Source organism: Gordonia soli NBRC 108243, from assembly GCF_000334455.1.
GTDB classification, from domain to species: Bacteria; Actinomycetota; Actinomycetes; order Mycobacteriales; family Mycobacteriaceae; genus Gordonia; species Gordonia soli.
Genome location: NZ_BANX01000011.1, coordinates 265,653 through 280,587, shown reverse-complemented (window position 1 = coordinate 280,587; position 14,935 = coordinate 265,653). Strand labels below are relative to the sequence as shown.

The 14,935-nt window shown below is 68.4% G+C and carries 16 protein-coding genes; 12 read left to right on the top strand and 4 right to left on the bottom strand.

Annotation, left to right across the window (positions count from 1 at the left end):
* Positions 1 to 9: 9 nt before the first annotated feature.
* From GS4_RS08965 to ccsB, 8 genes are all read left to right on the top strand, one after another.
* The gene (locus GS4_RS08965; RefSeq protein ID WP_007619734.1) at positions 10 to 918 is read left to right on the top strand and encodes an SGNH/GDSL hydrolase family protein; all 909 of its coding nucleotides are present in this window, start codon (positions 10 to 12) and stop codon (positions 916 to 918) included.
* Between the two features lie 159 nt (positions 919 to 1,077).
* Positions 1,078 to 1,716, top strand: coding sequence for a DUF559 domain-containing protein (locus GS4_RS08960; protein ID WP_007619733.1), 639 nt, complete (start codon positions 1,078 to 1,080; stop codon positions 1,714 to 1,716).
* A gap of 135 nt (positions 1,717 to 1,851) precedes the next feature.
* Positions 1,852 to 3,186 carry a glutamate-1-semialdehyde 2,1-aminomutase gene (gene hemL, locus GS4_RS08955; protein WP_007619732.1) on the top strand — a complete coding sequence of 445 codons (1,335 nt, stop codon included), beginning with the start codon at positions 1,852 to 1,854 and terminating at the stop codon, positions 3,184 to 3,186.
* Positions 3,183 to 3,812 (top strand): histidine phosphatase family protein, encoded by a 630-nt coding sequence (locus GS4_RS08950; RefSeq protein WP_007619730.1) that lies wholly within the window; start codon positions 3,183 to 3,185, stop codon positions 3,810 to 3,812. Before hemL ends, GS4_RS08950 begins: the two co-directional genes overlap by 4 nt.
* A gap of 18 nt (positions 3,813 to 3,830) precedes the next feature.
* Entirely contained in the window at positions 3,831 to 4,433 is a 603-nt protein-coding gene (locus tag GS4_RS08945; RefSeq protein WP_007619726.1) for a TlpA family protein disulfide reductase, read from the top strand.
* Positions 4,430 to 5,242, top strand: a complete 813-nt coding sequence (locus tag GS4_RS08940) for a cytochrome c biogenesis CcdA family protein (RefSeq protein ID WP_007619725.1) — start codon at positions 4,430 to 4,432, stop codon at positions 5,240 to 5,242. The genes GS4_RS08945 and GS4_RS08940 overlap by 4 nt, the downstream gene beginning before the upstream one ends.
* The gene (resB, locus tag GS4_RS08935; protein WP_007619723.1) at positions 5,239 to 6,954 is read left to right on the top strand and encodes a cytochrome c biogenesis protein ResB; all 1,716 of its coding nucleotides are present in this window, start codon (positions 5,239 to 5,241) and stop codon (positions 6,952 to 6,954) included. Before GS4_RS08940 ends, resB begins: the two co-directional genes overlap by 4 nt.
* Before the next feature lie 57 nt (positions 6,955 to 7,011).
* The gene (gene ccsB, locus GS4_RS08930) at positions 7,012 to 8,031 is read left to right on the top strand and encodes a c-type cytochrome biogenesis protein CcsB (protein WP_007619721.1); all 1,020 of its coding nucleotides are present in this window, start codon (positions 7,012 to 7,014) and stop codon (positions 8,029 to 8,031) included.
* Positions 8,032 to 8,108: 77 nt separating this feature from the next.
* Here the strand turns inward: ccsB and GS4_RS08925 are convergent, their stop codons facing one another.
* From GS4_RS08925 to GS4_RS08915, 3 genes are all read right to left on the bottom strand, one after another.
* Positions 8,109 to 8,555 (bottom strand): helix-turn-helix domain-containing protein, encoded by a 447-nt coding sequence (locus GS4_RS08925; RefSeq protein ID WP_040510042.1) that lies wholly within the window; start codon positions 8,553 to 8,555, stop codon positions 8,109 to 8,111.
* A 319-nt stretch (positions 8,556 to 8,874) separates the two neighbouring features.
* Complete coding sequence (locus tag GS4_RS08920; RefSeq protein ID WP_007619717.1) at positions 8,875 to 9,081, bottom strand: hypothetical protein; 207 nt, start codon at positions 9,079 to 9,081, stop codon at positions 8,875 to 8,877.
* Positions 9,082 to 9,244: 163 nt separating this feature from the next.
* The gene (locus GS4_RS08915) at positions 9,245 to 9,466 is read right to left on the bottom strand and encodes a BldC family transcriptional regulator (RefSeq protein WP_007619716.1); all 222 of its coding nucleotides are present in this window, start codon (positions 9,464 to 9,466) and stop codon (positions 9,245 to 9,247) included.
* Positions 9,467 to 9,597: 131 nt separating this feature from the next.
* Here GS4_RS08915 and GS4_RS08910 point away from each other — a divergent pair, with 131 nt between their 5' ends.
* Both GS4_RS08910 and cds1 read left to right on the top strand, forming a co-directional pair.
* The gene (locus tag GS4_RS08910; protein ID WP_007619715.1) at positions 9,598 to 9,957 is read left to right on the top strand and encodes a DUF4229 domain-containing protein; all 360 of its coding nucleotides are present in this window, start codon (positions 9,598 to 9,600) and stop codon (positions 9,955 to 9,957) included.
* An 18-nt stretch (positions 9,958 to 9,975) separates the two neighbouring features.
* On the top strand, positions 9,976 to 11,100 hold the full coding sequence (gene cds1 / locus GS4_RS08905; protein ID WP_040509943.1) for an L-cysteine desulfhydrase Cds1: 1,125 nt from the start codon (positions 9,976 to 9,978) through the stop codon (positions 11,098 to 11,100).
* A gap of 31 nt (positions 11,101 to 11,131) precedes the next feature.
* On the opposite strand, the gene GS4_RS08900 is transcribed toward cds1, so the two are convergent.
* Positions 11,132 to 11,407 carry a hypothetical protein gene (locus GS4_RS08900; protein ID WP_007619713.1) on the bottom strand — a complete coding sequence of 92 codons (276 nt, stop codon included), beginning with the start codon at positions 11,405 to 11,407 and terminating at the stop codon, positions 11,132 to 11,134.
* 211 nt (positions 11,408 to 11,618) lie between these two features.
* Here GS4_RS08900 and GS4_RS08895 point away from each other — a divergent pair, with 211 nt between their 5' ends.
* Together GS4_RS08895 and GS4_RS08890 are read left to right on the top strand one after the other, a co-directional pair.
* Positions 11,619 to 12,248, top strand: a complete 630-nt coding sequence (locus GS4_RS08895; protein ID WP_051989687.1) for an ABC transporter ATP-binding protein — start codon at positions 11,619 to 11,621, stop codon at positions 12,246 to 12,248.
* The gene (locus tag GS4_RS08890; RefSeq protein ID WP_007619711.1) at positions 12,248 to 14,827 is read left to right on the top strand and encodes an ABC transporter permease; all 2,580 of its coding nucleotides are present in this window, start codon (positions 12,248 to 12,250) and stop codon (positions 14,825 to 14,827) included. The genes GS4_RS08895 and GS4_RS08890 overlap by 1 nt, the downstream gene beginning before the upstream one ends.
* Positions 14,828 to 14,935: the final 108 nt, after the last annotated feature.

Here is a 14,935-nt window from a genome sequence, read left to right as displayed (position 1 = left end):
ACGTTGCCAGTGCGATGGCGACGGGTGCTTGTCGCGGTGTCGGCGGGCGCGGTGCTCGTGGTTGCCGGATGTTCGTCGGGCTCGCCGGCTCCGGGCCCGACCGGGTCGTCTCCGTCTCGTACCGGACCGTCGACGAGCGCCTCCGCGGTCGCACCGGAGGGGGGCTACGTGAACCTCGGAGACAGTTTCAGCGCCGGGACCGGGGTGACGCCGACAGTCGACGACTCACCCGTGTTCTGTCTCCGTTCGCAACGCAACTTCGCCCACGTCCTCGCCGAGGGCCTGGGGCGACCGGTGGTCGACGTCAGCTGCGGCGGTGCCGACACCACCGACTTCACCCGATCCCAGTTCTACGGTGTCGCACCACAACTCGATGCGGTGAAGGCCGACACCCGGCTGGTCACGCTGATGATCGGCGGCAACGATTCCGACGTCTACGCGGGTGCGATCCGCGCCTGCTCCGACGTCGCGGCTGCCGACCCCACCGGTTCGCCGTGCCAGGCGGCCAACGGTTCCCGCTTCACCGACATCGTCACCGGACGCACCGGACCCGACGTGACAGCGGCACTGCGAGCCGTCCACGAGCGTGCCCCGCAGGCTCGGGTGATCGTGGTCGGGTATCCGTGGCTGCTGCCACCGAGCGGCGGTTGCTATCCGACCATGCGTGTCGCCGCCGGCGACGTCCCGTACCTGCGCGACCTGCAGTCGACGCTCAACGCGACCATCGCCGACGCCGCCCGGGAGACCGGCACCACCTTCGTCGACATGTCCCGGGTGTCCGAGGGACACGACGCCTGTTCGGGAGAGGCCGACCGATGGGTGGAGCCGCAGGTCGGCGCCCGCACCACCGTGCCGGTCCACCCGAATGCGGCCGGCCAGCGCGCGATCGCCGACCAGGTCCGGGCAGTGCTCGGGTGAGTGACGGTGTTGGCCGCGGTATGAGAGAGCCTCGGCGACAACAATTGTCGTGGGCACGCGCCAACGCCGCGGCCACGACCGTTTTCCACAGGCTTGGAGTTCTCCACAGATCGGGTCCAACGCCTGTCGAGCAGGCGCCGCCCGAACGAGGCTGATCGGATGGACCTCACCGACATCCGGATCCGTTCGGCATCGCCTCTGTTCCGCAGCTCCGTGCGGCCGGACTCACGACGGCGGACGTCCGCCGACTGGTCCCCGCCAGAACCCGAGAGCACTGCGGTCGACGATGTCGCGACGGTTCTCCGGCACGCGCTCAAATGCCTGGACGAGGGCATCGTGGTCGTCTGCGACTCGATCCTGCACCTCGGGCTGCTCGACGAGATCGCACTGTCCGACGCGATCGCGACGGCCCCTCGGCGCATTCGTAGATTGCTCGCACGGTGCGACCCGGCGGCGGAATCGGGGACCGAGTCGATGGTGCGATTCCGGTTGCAGACGATGGGCATCCGAGTGCGCGCGCAGGTGGTCATCCCCGGGGTCGGTCGGGTCGACATGCTCGTCGGCGACCGTCTGATCATCGAGATCGACAGTTACGAACACCACGATCGGTCGCCGCAGCAGCGCGAGCGTGATCGTCGGCGCGACGAGGCCGCCGCTCAGCTCGGATACCTGACACTGCGCTTCAGCTATCAGCGGGTGGTCGGGGAATGGCCCGCGGCGCGGCACTCGGTGCTGGCGGTGGTCCGCCGTCGTGACCACCTCAAGATGCGGGCGGACGGCGTCATGGATGCGGTGTGAGCGCGAGGCCGCGACAATCATCGTCGCCGACTGCCGCTGACGCCGTGCTCAGCACCACACCCAACTCCTACAAACGGTCGTAGACATTCGCCACAGATTTGGGCGCACTCGCCGACGTTTGGAACACTGGAGGCCGTGACCCGATCCGCAGCCGTCACCGACAGGTCCGCCGAACTCTTCGCGCGGGCCGGACGCGCCATCCCCGGCGGCGTGAACTCGCCGGTCAGGGCATTTTCGGCGGTCGGTGGCAACCCCCGGTTCATCACCAGCGCCGCGGGCTGCCGACTCACCGACGCCGACGGCAACTCCTACGTCGACCTGGTCAGCTCGTGGGGGCCGATGATCCTCGGGCACGCTCATCCGGCAGTCGTCGAGGCCGTGCAGACCGCTGCCACCGGCGGGCTCTCCTTCGGTGCACCGACCGAGGCCGAGATCGAACTCGCCGAAGAGATCATCGACCGGGTCGACCCGGTCGAGCGCGTCCGCCTGGTCAACTCGGGCACCGAGGCGACGATGTCGGCGATCCGGCTCGCCCGGGGGTACACCGGTCGCTCGAAGATCATCAAGTTCGCCGGCTGCTATCACGGCCATGTCGACGCCCTGCTGGCCGACGCCGGTTCGGGGGTCGCGACGCTTGGACTGCCCACCTCACCCGGCGTGACCGGCGCGTCGGCGCACGACACCGTCGTCCTGCCCTACAACGATCCTGCTGCGGTCACCGCGGCTTTCGACGAGTTCGGCGACGAGATCGCCGCGGTCATCACCGAGGCGGCCGCCGGCAACATGGGCGCCGTCGCGCCGATCGACGGATTCAATGCCCACCTGCGCGCACTCACCGCGAAACACGGTGCGTTGCTGATCATCGACGAGGTCATGACCGGGTTCCGGGTCTCGCCTGCCGGTTGGTACGGCATCGAAGGTGTGGGCGGAGACCTGTACACCTTCGGCAAGGTGATGAGCGGTGGACTGCCCGCCGCCGCATTCGGTGGCCGCGCCGACATCATGGAGCGTCTCGCGCCGACCGGACCCGTCTACCAGGCAGGCACCTTGTCGGGGAACCCCGTCGCGGTCGCCGCCGGACTCGCGACGCTGCGCAACGCCGACGCAGCCGTCTACGCCGCACTCGACGCCAACGCCGAGCGTCTGGGCGGACTCGTCACCGACGCGCTGACCGCCGCCGGGGTCGCCCACCGCGTCCAGTTCGCGGGCAACCTTCTGAGCGTCTTCTTCACCGACAACACCGAGCCGATCGTCGACTACACAGGTGTGAAGGCAACGCAGACATGGCGTTTCGCACCGTTCTTCCATGCCCTGCTCGACGCCGGCGTGTACGCCCCGCCGAGCGCCTTCGAGGCGTGGTTCGTCTCCGCGGCGCTCGACGACGATGCATTCGGTGTGATCTCCGAAGCCCTACCGTCCGCCGCAGCCGCGGCGGCCGCAGCCACCCAGCCGGGGGAGACGGTCCGATGACCAACACGATCGTGCACATGATGCGCCACGGCGAGGTGTTCAACCCCGACGGCATCCTCTACGGCCGACTGCCCGGATTCCGACTGTCCGACACCGGACGCGGGCAGGCACAGCGGGTCGCCCGCACCCTCGCCGACCACGACATCGTCGCCGTCTTCGCATCGCCGCTGCAGCGCGCGCAAGAGACCGCGACCCCGATCGCGGCCGCTCACGGCCTGTCGATCCAGACCAACGACGAGCTCATCGAGGCCGACAACGTCTTCGAGGGATTGAAGGTCTCGGTCGGCGACGGCGCCCTCTCCAAGCCCCGCCACTGGACCAAGATGCGTGATCCGTTCACGCCGTCCTGGGGTGAGCCGTACATCCAGCTGGCCCACCGGATGCTCGCCGCGGCGAACACCGCCCGCGACGCCGCCAAGGGGCACGAGGCCGTCTGCGTCAGCCACCAGCTGCCGGTCTACACGCTCCGCCGCTTCCTCGAGGGCAAGCGCCTCTGGCACGACCCGCGTCGGCGGCAGTGCTCGCTGGCCTCGCTGACCAGCCTCATCTACGAGGGTGACGCGCTCGTCGACATCATCTACTCGGAGCCGGCCGGGGCCTCGGACCCGCTGGTCACCGGGGCGTGAGGGGCGAGTAGGTAGCAGGTGCGGTCACGTCGGTTCTCGGTTCTCGCGGTGCTCCTGGCCGCCCTGGTGGTGGTGGTCACGGGGTGCGGCACGGGTGACGATGCGGTGGCCCAGGGCAACACCTTCCAGTTCGTCTCACCCGGCGGCAAGACCGTCATCACCTACGATCCGCCGGCCTCGCGGAAGAAGATCGCCGACGTCAGCGGGCCGGATGTGGTCACCGACGCGAACGTCGGGCTCGACCAGTACGCAGGCAAGGTGGTCGTCATCAACGTCTGGGGCTCCTGGTGCGGCCCCTGTCGCGGTGAGGCAGACGACCTCGAGCAGGTCTACGAACAGACCAAGGCCTCCGGCGTCCAGTTCGTCGGCATCAACCTCCGCGACGATCGCGACTCGGCCAAGGACTTCATCGCCGACCGCAAGGTCTCGTTCCCGTCGATCTACGACTTCGACGGACTGACGCTCTCCGCGCTGACCACCCCGACCGCCGTGGTCCCGACGACCGTGGTCCTCGATCGCGAGCATCGCCCGGCAGCGGTGTTCCTCAAGGCGATCACCGCCGACGAGCTGCGCGCGACCGTCGAGAAGGTCGCCGCCGAGCCGACGGCTCAGCGATCGTGACGGCCATCCTCCTGACACCCCAGGCCGCGGTGGGCGAGACGTTCGCCGACACCGTGGCGACCGGTCCGCTCCTGCTGGCGCTCCTGGCCTGTGTGGTCGCCGGCCTCGTCTCCTTCGCCTCGCCGTGCGTGGTCCCGCTGGTGCCGGGTTACCTCTCGTATCTGGCCGGTCTGGTCGGTGCCGAGGCGCCCGCGGTCAGCGTCGGCGAGAAGGTCCGCGGCGGCCGGGCCCGGGTCGCACTGGCGGCGGGGCTGTTCGTCGCCGGTTTCACGGTCGTGTTCGTGGCGGCCACCGCGACGGTCCTCGGGATCACCAGCACGTTCGTGGTCAATCGGGAGATCCTGCAGCGCGTCGGCGGAGTGGTCACGATCCTGATGGGCCTGGTCTTCATCGGCCTGGTGCCGGCACTGCAGCGCGAGGTGCGCTTCACCCCGCGCCGACTCTCCAACATCATCGGGGCGCCGCTGCTCGGGGCCGTGTTCGCGCTCGGCTGGACACCCTGCCTGGGGCCGACGCTGGCCGCGGTGATCGCGACCGCCAGCGGCACCGAGGGGGCGACCGCGGCAAAGGGTGTCGCGCTGATCGTCGCCTACTGCGCCGGCCTGGGCATCCCGTTCGTCATCCTCGCCTTCTCGTCGGCCTGGGCGCTGCGCAGCCTCGGATGGTTGCGCGACCACGCCCGACTCATCCAGGTCGTCGGCGGCGTGCTGTTGATCGCGGTCGGCATCGCGCTGGTCACCGGATTGTGGGATCAGTTCATCGTGTGGGTGCGCGACGCCTTCATCACCGACACGGAGCTGCCGGTATGACGCGCAGTGACGTGTCCGGCGCCGAGTCCGCCGGGGGATCCGACGCCGGGTCGACGACCGCGTCGGTCGGACGCGGTCGCCCGCACTGGGCCGTGCGCCGGCTGTGGTGGCCGGCCCGCAACCTGTGGCGCTCACTCACCTCGATGCGGACCGCGCTGGTCTTGCTGTTCCTGCTCGCCCTCGCGGCGATCCCCGGCGCGCTGCTACCGCAGCGTCCGCTCAACGAACAGAAGACCGCCGAGTACATCGCCAACCGCGGCGCCCTCGGCGAGTGGATGGATCGACTCCAGCTCTTCGACGTGTTCGCCAGCGCCTGGTTCACCGCCATCTACGTACTGCTGTTCATCTCGCTGGTCGGCTGTCTGACCCCGCGGATGATCGAGCACGCGAAGAGCCTGCGTGCCAAGCCGGTTCCCGCGCCACGCAATCTCTCGCGCCTGCCGCGACACGTCGAACACACCGTCGCCGGCGACCCCGACGAGGTCGCCACCCGGATCAGTACCAACCTCAAGGGCTGGCGCCGGATCACCACCGACCGTGCGGCCACGAAGGCCCATCCCGACGGCGTCGTCGAGGTGTCGGCGGAGAAGGGTTACCTCCGGGAGTTCGGCAACCTGGTCTTCCACTTCGCCTTGCTCGGTCTGCTGGTGGCCATCGCGCTCGGCAAGCTCTACGGCTACGAGGGCACCCGCAGCCTGGTCGCCGACGGCGAGCAGGGGCTGTGCAACTCCTCGACCGCGGTGTACGACTCCTTCCGCGCGGGAAGTCTGGTCGACGGCACCGACCTCAACCCCTTCTGCGTCCGCATCGACGACTTCAGCGCGAAGTTCCTGCCGACCGGTCAGCCGGACATGTACGAGGCCGATGTGCGCTACGCCGAGGGCGAGCGGCCCGGGAACCCGGCGAACTGGGACACCAGCCGCGTCCGTGTGAACGAGCCGCTGCGCATCGCCGGGGACCGGGTCTACGTGTTGGGCAACGGGTTCGCACCCAAGTTCACCGTCACCTTCCCGAACGGGGAGAAGCGTACGCAGACCGTCCTGTTCATCCCGGACGAGTTGCAGACCATGTTGTCGTCGGGTGCGGCGCGCTTCGACACCCCCGGTGGGCTGTACCCCAACGAGGACGAACGACGGAACCACCAGATCGCGCTGGAAGGGCTCTTCGCCCCGACCGCCGCATTCCACGGAACGCTGTTGACGTCGTCGTCGCCGGAACCGACCGACCCCTACGTCGCGATCCGCATCTACCAGGGCGACACCGGCCTGGACACCGGCCGACCGCAGAATGCCTACCAGCTCGACCAGAGCCTCATCGACCAGGGACGACTCAAGCGGCAGGCGCAGGTGAACCTCGCCGTCGGGCAGTCGCATCGCATCGCCGACGGCACGGTGGTGCAGTTCGACGGCTACCAGCGCTGGGTGTCGATGCAGGTCTCCCACGACCCGGCGCAGACGTGGGTGCTGATCTTCGCGATACTGATGCTGGCCGGACTGCTCGTCTCGTTGCTGGTGCGCCGACGTCGGATCTGGGCGCGATTGGTACCTGTCGAGATCGACGGTGAACGACGTACTGTAGTAGAGATCGCGGGCCTGGCCCGCACCGACCAGGCCGGTTGGGGCGAGGGTTTCGAGGAGCAGGCGGCCGCCCTCCTCGATCCCGACGACACCTCGAAGCGGTCCGGGATCGGTCGACGGAGACGTCGGCTGTAGTCGGTCACCCGACGTCGTCGGGTGAGCCGACACGACACACCTGGGAGGACGGGTTCGATGAACCAGAACGGCACCGCGCCGATCGACGAGACGTTGGCGCGCTATTCCGATCTGCTGTTCGGCACCACCATCACGGTCTACGTGTTGGCGATGGTGCTGTTCCTCGCCGCACTCGCGGGTGCACGCAGCCGCAAGCTGGCCGAGTCGGCGCAATTGGTCGCCGCCGGTGGGGGATCGGCGCCGGTGGCCGCCGATCGGGCGCCGGGCAAGATCGCCGGACCGACCCGCCGGACCTTCGGTGAGCGTCTGGGCAACATGGCCTATCCGGTGGTCGTCGTCGGTCTCGTCGCCCACATCGCCTCGATCGTGCTGCGCGGTATCGCGACCGACCGCGCGCCGTGGGGCAACATGTACGAGTTCATCTCCATGACCTGCGCGGCAGGCGTCATCGCCGGCCTGATCGTGCTGCGCAAACCCGAGCACCGGCCGCTGCTCTCGTTCGTCCTGATCCCGGTGACCCTGCTGATGTTCATCGCCGGTCGTTGGCTGTACACGCAGGCGGCACCCGTCGTCCCGGCACTGAAGTCGTACTGGCTGGCCATCCACGTGTCGATCATCTCGGTGTCGTCCGGCGTGCTCCTGGTCTCCGGCGTGGCGAGCATGCTCTACCTGGCCAAGCTGCGGTGGGCGCGACCCGCGGACGAGGAGCAGACCGGCACGGGCGGCTTCGCCGGTGCACTGCGCCGCGTGGTCGACCACATCCCCGATGCCGCGACCCTCGACCGGCTCGCCTACAAGTGCGTCGTCTTCGGCTTCCCGCTCTTCGGACTCGGCGTGATCTGCGGCGCCATCTGGGCCGAGGCCGCATGGGGACGGTTCTGGGGTTGGGACCCCAAGGAGACCGTCTCGTTCATCGCGTGGGTGATCTACGCCGCCTACCTGCACGCCCGCGCGACGGCCGGCTGGCGCAACACCGCGGCCGCGTGGGTGAACGTCGCCGGATTCGTGGCGATGCTGTTCAACCTCTTCATCATCAACCTGGTGGTGTCCGGCCTGCACTCCTACGCGGGCCTCTGAGACGTCTACGGCCGCGGTGGTTACCCGGGAGTAGGTAGCGGGCTCCGTAGGGCCATCAGAACGGACTCAGGGGGCGATCAGGACACGTCCTGCTGTGCCTGTGGTGTCTTGGTCGCCACGGCTTGTGCCTTCACCAGCTTGAGCAGGTCGATCACGACGTCGATGGTGTCCGGGCACAACGCCTCGAGACGCACACCGGACAGATGGGTGCCGGTGGTCGCCAGCATCTCGACGTAATCCTGCTGCTGCTGCGCGCGGTCGAGGTCCTCGTCCGGGTTCGCGAGAAAGTACGTGACGCTGACCTCGAAGGCGCGGGCAATCGCCTCGACCGTCCGGAACGACGGTGTGCGGGCCTTTCCGGTGCGGAGCTGCGAGATATAGGCATCGCTCAGCGTGTACCCCAGCGAATTCGCCTTCTCGGCGATCTTCTTTCCGGTGTAACGGACACCGTTCTCATCGCGAGCGTGATCGAAGAGATGCCCCAATTTCTCTGCGAAACTGAGATCCCCGCTTGTAACCGTCATGCCGTCCCCCGACGTCACCGCTGGAAATCCTCCGTTTGAGTGATTGATCTCGGTGCGCCTTTCATAATCAGCCGATAGCTGAAACTAAAACATACCTCACCGTTTGGCAACAATCGCTTGTGTGAGCTCCGAGCGGCGATGACGGTACCGGAATCGCACTCGCCGAGCGATCCCGGGGCCGCACGACCGGGCCGTCAGCGCCGAACGGCCGCGCTGCTACGAAGCAGCACGGCCGAGGGGGATCAGCGGTGAACCGGTGGGCGCGAAGACCCGACAGCGGACGTCTCCGGTTGGGGCACCGGGCGCGTCCGCGTCGTATTCAGTTGTCGTCGGAGTCGGACCCGTTGGGTCCTCGTGTCCGACGATCGAGATCGATGATGAAGTCGGGATCGTCGTCCGGACCGAGTGGACCGCGCGCACGCGGCGGTGTGTCGACCTCGTCGCCACCACCCAGTTGTGGCCCGAATGCGCGCCACAGCAGGAATCCGATTGCGACGATGCCGATCACGGCGAACAGAAATGTCACGGCAACCTCCCGTCCACCAGGGTACGTGAGGTCACCCGGTGAGGCGACAACCGACGATCCCGACGACGTCCCGGACAGATCGCCATCGACCGTCGATGCGCGCGCCGGGTGGCGGATCGGTCACGTCGACCGACGACCCCGGCAACGCGTCGTGGCGGTGCGATCAGGCGCGGCGGTTGAGCAGCTCGACGACGTCCGCCTCGCGGAATCGGCGATGGCCACCCGGGGTGCGGATCGAGCCGAGCAGGCCCGAACTGGCCCACCGGGCCACGGTCTTCGGGTTCACGTTGAACATCGCGGCGACCTGGCCGGGCGTCAACGTGTGCTGGCTCGCGAGTCCAGGGGTGATGACCCCTGCGGTGGACGGTGAAACGAAAGTGGTCACGTGCTCCCCTAACCTCCGGATTACAGGCTGGATCAGATGTCCCATCAATACACGCAAAACGCCCAGGTACTCGAACGGTCAGTGGATGGTAAAGAGCAGGCAAAGGCTGGTGGGGGCCGGTCCCGAGGACCATGGGACGTACCCTTGCGGGTGTGAACGACAAGCAGGATTCCTCGTCTGACCAGCAGGTCGCGGCACCCGGTTCGGTGTCCGGCGGATCGCTCGCGCTCTCGGTGGCGCTGTACACGCTCGCGCGGATCGGTCTGGTGATCGTGATCGCGGCGATCATCTTCGGCGTGGGCCAGCTCGTCGGGGTCGACGTCCCGCTGCTCGTGGCCGCGGTCTTCGGCGTGCTCATCGCCCTGCCGCTCGGCATGGTCGCCTTCAAGAGACTCCGACTACGGGTCAACGAGCAGATCGCGGCAATCGACGCCGAACGTCGGCGCAAACACGACGACCTGCAGGCGCGGTTGCGCGGCCAGGCCGACTGAGACCGACGGCGAGCCGCTGTGCGACCGACCCGCGACATCGACCATCGCGCCGACCGGAGCTGGTCGGAGAACGCGGTGCGCCTCATCGACGCCGACGCGCGTCGCAGTGCCGACACCCACCTGCTCCGGGTCGACCTGCCGCCGTGGTCGCGGTGGCATGCCGCCGACGGCACCGAGACCGGGGTGGAGCTCTACCTCAAGGACGAGAGCACCCATCCCACCGGCTCGCTGAAGCATCGGCTCGCCAGGTCGCTGTTCCTGTACGCACTCTGCAACGGATGGATCACCCGCGACACCACCGTGATCGAGGCGTCGTCGGGATCGACCGCCGTCAGCGAGGCCTACTTCGCGCGGCTGATCGGCGTGCCGTTCATCGCGGTGATGACCTCGACGACGTCGCCTGCCAAGACCGCGCTCATCGAGCGCCACGGCGGACGATGCCATTACGTCGACCACCCCGGCGAGGTCTACGCAGAGGCGCTCCGGCTCGAAGCCGAACTCGACGGACACTTCATCGACCAGTTCACGATGGCCGAGCGCGCCACGGACTGGCGGGGCAACAACAACATCGCGGAGTCGATCTTCGCGCAACTCGCCGACGAGGACCATCCGATCCCGACCTGGATCGTGGTCGGGGCCGGGACCGGCGGGACGTCTGCGACGCTGGGGCGGTACCTGCGGTATCGCCGACATCCGACCTGGCTGGCCGTTGTCGACCCGGAGAACTCGGTCTTCTTGCCCGCCTACGAGTCGGCCGACGGTGGTCTCACCTCCGAGATCGGTTCGCGCATCGAGGGAATCGGTCGGCCGCGGGTGGAGCCGTCGTTCGTGTCGCAGGTGATCGACCGGATGATCGGCGTACCCGACGAGGCGTCGATCGCGACGACCAGGGTGGTCAGCGAGCACCTCGGCCGTCGCGTGGGCGGTTCCACCGGCACCAACATGTGGGGTGCGCTGCGGATCGTGGCGGAGATGGTCGCCGACGGTCGCGCCGGCAGCGTGGTGACATTGCTGTGTGACTCCGGGGATCGTTACGGCCCCACCTACTTCGACGACGGCTGGATCGCCGCGCAGGGATTCGATCTGAGCCGCCCCACCGAAGTGCTCGCCGACTTCTTCGCGTCGGGCCGCTGGAACGAGTGACGAGTCGCCTGCCGAACGCGACTCCGCCCGGCTACCGGTACCAGGGGCTGCGTCGTACCCGCCAGACGCTGACGGCGGCCAGGACGAATCCGATCACCGACAACACGTCGGACTCGGTGAGGCCGTGCTCCACAGAGAAGCTGTAGAGGATGCCGCCTTCGATCGGCCCGTTGGCAAACAGCCAGAGCACACTCACCGCGACCAGAACGGCGGCCGCGGGGACGCTCGGCCGCGCCAGGCACCACGCCCCGGTGACGAACAGCAGGTTCATCACCACCAGGGCGTGGAAGACGGCGACCGACCACATCCGGCCAGTATGCCGACTCCCGACCGGGATTGTGAGATCAGCCATCCGCAGCACCCGCCGAGGGAGATACGCCCGTCCCAGCCCGCCACGGGGACCATCCCGGCAGCAGCCGACCGGCTTCGGCGGTGCCGACCTCGGCTACGATCCGCTCGTGGGGAACGTTGCGGACGCACCGCTGGTCGAGGCCGTCGGACTCGTTCGCGAGTATCACATGGGAGACCAGCTCGTCCGCGCGCTCGACGGCCTGGACCTGCGCCTCGACGGTGGTCAGTTCGCCTCGGTGGTCGGTCCGTCCGGTGCGGGCAAGAGCACTTTGCTGCACGTCCTCGGGGCGCTCGATGCCCCGACGTCAGGCACCATCACCGTCGACGGCGTCGATCTCGGGTCGCTGAGCGACGAGCAGGCCTCCGAGTTCCGCCGCCACCGCGTCGGATTCGTCTTCCAGTTCTTCAACCTGGTGCCCACGATGTCGGCGTGGGAGAACGTCGCCCTCCCGCGGCTGCTGGACAACCAGTCGTTACGCAAGGCCCGCCCCCGAGCGGTCGAACTCCTCGAGCGCGTCGGACTGGGCGCTCGGGTGGACCACCGCCCCTCGGAACTCTCCGGCGGTCAGATGCAGCGGGTCGCCATCGCGCGGTCGCTGATCATGAACCCGACGATCCTGCTCGCCGACGAGCCCACCGGCAACCTCGATTCCGCCACCGGCGCAGCGGTGCTCGAGCTGCTGGCCGAGGTCGCCCACGACGAGCCGAACCGGCTGGTGGTGATGGTGACCCACGACCCGAACGCGGCGGCGGTCGCGGACACGACGATCACGGTCCGCGACGGCAAGGTGGCCTGATGGCCGCCGGCCGCCGCGGACCGATGTCGGTGGTGCGTTCCCTGGGTGCGGGCGCGACGCGCATCCGTGTCCTGAACCTGCGCGAGATCCGCACCCATCGACTACGGGTGGTCACCTCACTCGCCGTGGTGATCGTCTCGTCCGCTCTGCTGATCGCGGTGTTAGGGACCTACGGTTCGCTGACCGAGTCGGTACGTCAGTTCAACGCCGCGATCACCGGGACGGCTCAGGTCGAGGTCGCCGCCATCGCCGACTCCGGCGTCGACGACGCGATCGCGGGGGAGATCCGCCGCGAGGTCCCGCAGGCGCGGTCGGTGGTCCCGATCATCCGCGACTCGATCGAGATCGGCGACCGTCAGACGGTCCTGCTCGGATCCGACTACCGCGTGACCGCACTCTCGGATCGACTGCGGGACGCGGTTTCCAGCGGTGACGGTGCCGAAGGAGGTTCCGCACAGGGGATTTCGCAAACCGATCTCGACGACGGTGTCATCGTCGGTTCCGCGACCGGATTGCGCGAGGGTCAACGCGTTCGCATCAACGGTGTCGACGTCCGGGTGCTGCGGGTCGTCGGCGGCGACCAGGGTGCGGTGCTCAATCGCGGTAACTTCGTGTTCGCCTATCTCGGCCTGGCGCAACGACTCACCGACCTCGACGGCAAGCTCAGTTCGATCCTGGTCGTCGCGGCGCCCGGTGTCGACATCCCGGCGCTGCGCGAACGCGTCGGTGAGGTCGTCGACGGGCGTGCGGTGGTCGTCGACCCGGCGTTCCGGGTGAAGCAGACCGAGGTCGCCGGTAGCGTCGTCCGCGATGCCACGCTGCTGGTCTCGCTGATCTCCCTGGTGATCGCAGGCTTCCTGGTCTTCAACACCATGAACATGGCCGTCGCCTCACGACGTAAGTCGCTGGCGATGGTCCGCGCTCTCGGCGCGCGCCGTGGACATCTGGTCGGCGATCTCATCGGTGAGGCGGCGATATTCGGGTTCGTCGGTGGGTTGATCGGCATCCCGGTCGGCATCCTGGCGGGCCGCTGGGCGATCGGTCGACTGCCGGCAGCTTCGGGCGACCAGGCCGCCATCATCTCGTACCACCTTCCGATCTACGCGCCGATCGTCGGTGTCATCGCGTGTGTACTCGCCTGTGTCGCAGCCACATCGTTGGCAGCGCGGTCGGTGTTCGCGGTGTCGCCCGTCGAGGCGATGGTGTCTGGCGACGTCGCCGACAGCGCGCCTCGACGCCGAGCGGTGACATGGGGTGCGGGCATCGTCGGAGTCCTGGTCGTGATCGCTTCGTGGGTCATCGTCGACACCGTGCCGGGCCGTCCGGCGATCGTGGCCGGAGCGGTGTACGCGATCGGCGGACTACTGATCTGCTTCGCGTTGTCGACTCCGTTGGTCCGGACGGTGGTGGCGGTGAGCCGGCGTTTCGGGGGCCCGGGGCAGCTCGCCGCGGTCAACACCGAGCGCTCGCCGCGGCGAGCCTGGGCGACGATGATGACGGTCGCGGTCGCGGTTGCCGTCGGCATCGGTACGTCCGGGGCGCTCGCGAACCTCGTCGGCTCCATCTCGTCGTCGCTCGACGGTCTCGGCGACCCCGACTTCTATGTCGCATCGACCAAACCCAACGACATCCCGCTCGGACCGACGCTGGACCCGTCGCTCGAACCCGAGATCGCCCGCGTCCCCGGGGTGGCCGAAGTCGTCGGCGCGCAGTGGGCGAGTGTGAACGTCGGGGAGTCGCGAGTCCTGTTGCAGGGCTTGACCCCGAGCTCGCGGGCCCCGTTCATGCGCAAAGCCTCCGACTCGGCCATCCGAGACACCCTCGCGGGCAACGGGATCATCCTGTCCAACGTCTTGTCGCGAACCCTGGGCGTCGGCGTCGGCGACACCCTGCGGCTGGCCACGCCGACGGGCTATCGCTCGTTGGTCGTCCGAGACACCGTCGATTACGTGTCCATCGACTCCGGCACCGGCGCGATCGCGAACACCCTGCTCGCCGACTGGTTCGAGCGACCGGGGGCCACCTACCTCCAGGTCATGCTCGACCCGGGCGCCGACCCGGAACAGGTCCGTGCGGAGCTGGCCGCCGCGGCCGCCCGTCACCCGTCCGTCGGCGAACGACCGGTGCGCGTCTACTCCGGGGGCGAGGCGCTCGAGGCGACCCAGGCGACCGCCGAGCAGTCCGGCGCGTTCACCATCGCGATCCAGTGGATCGTGGCGGCCGCCGCAGCCGTCGCTCTGCTGAACACCTTGCTGCTCTCGGTGATCGAACGGCGGCGAGAACTCGGCGTCCTGCGCGCGATGGGTGCCTCACGGCGGTTCATCTCCCGCATGGTCCTCGCCGAGGCGGCGGCGGTCGCGGTTGTCGGCTCGGTCATCGGACTCGTCCTGGGCAGCGCGCTGCATCTCCTCAGCGACGCGATCCTCACCGCGACGACCTCCATCCAGGTGCAGTACTCGCCGCAGCTGTCCACTCTCCTGTTCGTCTCCGTGGCGTTCGCACTCTGCCTCGTCGGCTCGTCGGTTCCGGCCGCCCGCGCATCGCGGATGAACATCAGCGAGTCGATCCTCGCCGACTGATCGCCGTCGGGACGCCGACGAATTGCTGACCCTCCCGCGTTGACAGGTCGGGTCGCAGATCACAAGTCGGCTGGGTCATTTCTGCTCCCGGTGAGTCGATGCGTTGTC

Excerpts from the sequence above, each read along its gene's own strand:
- GS4_RS08900 (WP_007619713.1), bottom strand. The coding sequence starts at position 11,407 with ATGTGGTCGGTCGCCGTCTTCCACGCCCTGGTGGTGATGAACCTGCTG.
- GS4_RS08950 (WP_007619730.1), top strand. The coding sequence starts at position 3,183 with ATGACCAACACGATCGTGCACATGATGCGCCACGGCGAGGTGTTCAAC.
- GS4_RS08895 (WP_051989687.1), top strand. The coding sequence starts at position 11,619 with ATGGGAGACCAGCTCGTCCGCGCGCTCGACGGCCTGGACCTGCGCCTC.
- GS4_RS08910 (WP_007619715.1), top strand. The coding sequence starts at position 9,598 with ATGGGACGTACCCTTGCGGGTGTGAACGACAAGCAGGATTCCTCGTCT.
- ccsB (WP_007619721.1), top strand. The coding sequence starts at position 7,012 with ATGAACCAGAACGGCACCGCGCCGATCGACGAGACGTTGGCGCGCTAT.
- resB (WP_007619723.1), top strand. The coding sequence starts at position 5,239 with ATGACGCGCAGTGACGTGTCCGGCGCCGAGTCCGCCGGGGGATCCGAC.
- GS4_RS08890 (WP_007619711.1), top strand. The coding sequence starts at position 12,248 with ATGGCCGCCGGCCGCCGCGGACCGATGTCGGTGGTGCGTTCCCTGGGT.
- GS4_RS08925 (WP_040510042.1), bottom strand. The coding sequence starts at position 8,555 with ATGACGGTTACAAGCGGGGATCTCAGTTTCGCAGAGAAATTGGGGCAT.
- GS4_RS08960 (WP_007619733.1), top strand. The coding sequence starts at position 1,078 with ATGGACCTCACCGACATCCGGATCCGTTCGGCATCGCCTCTGTTCCGC.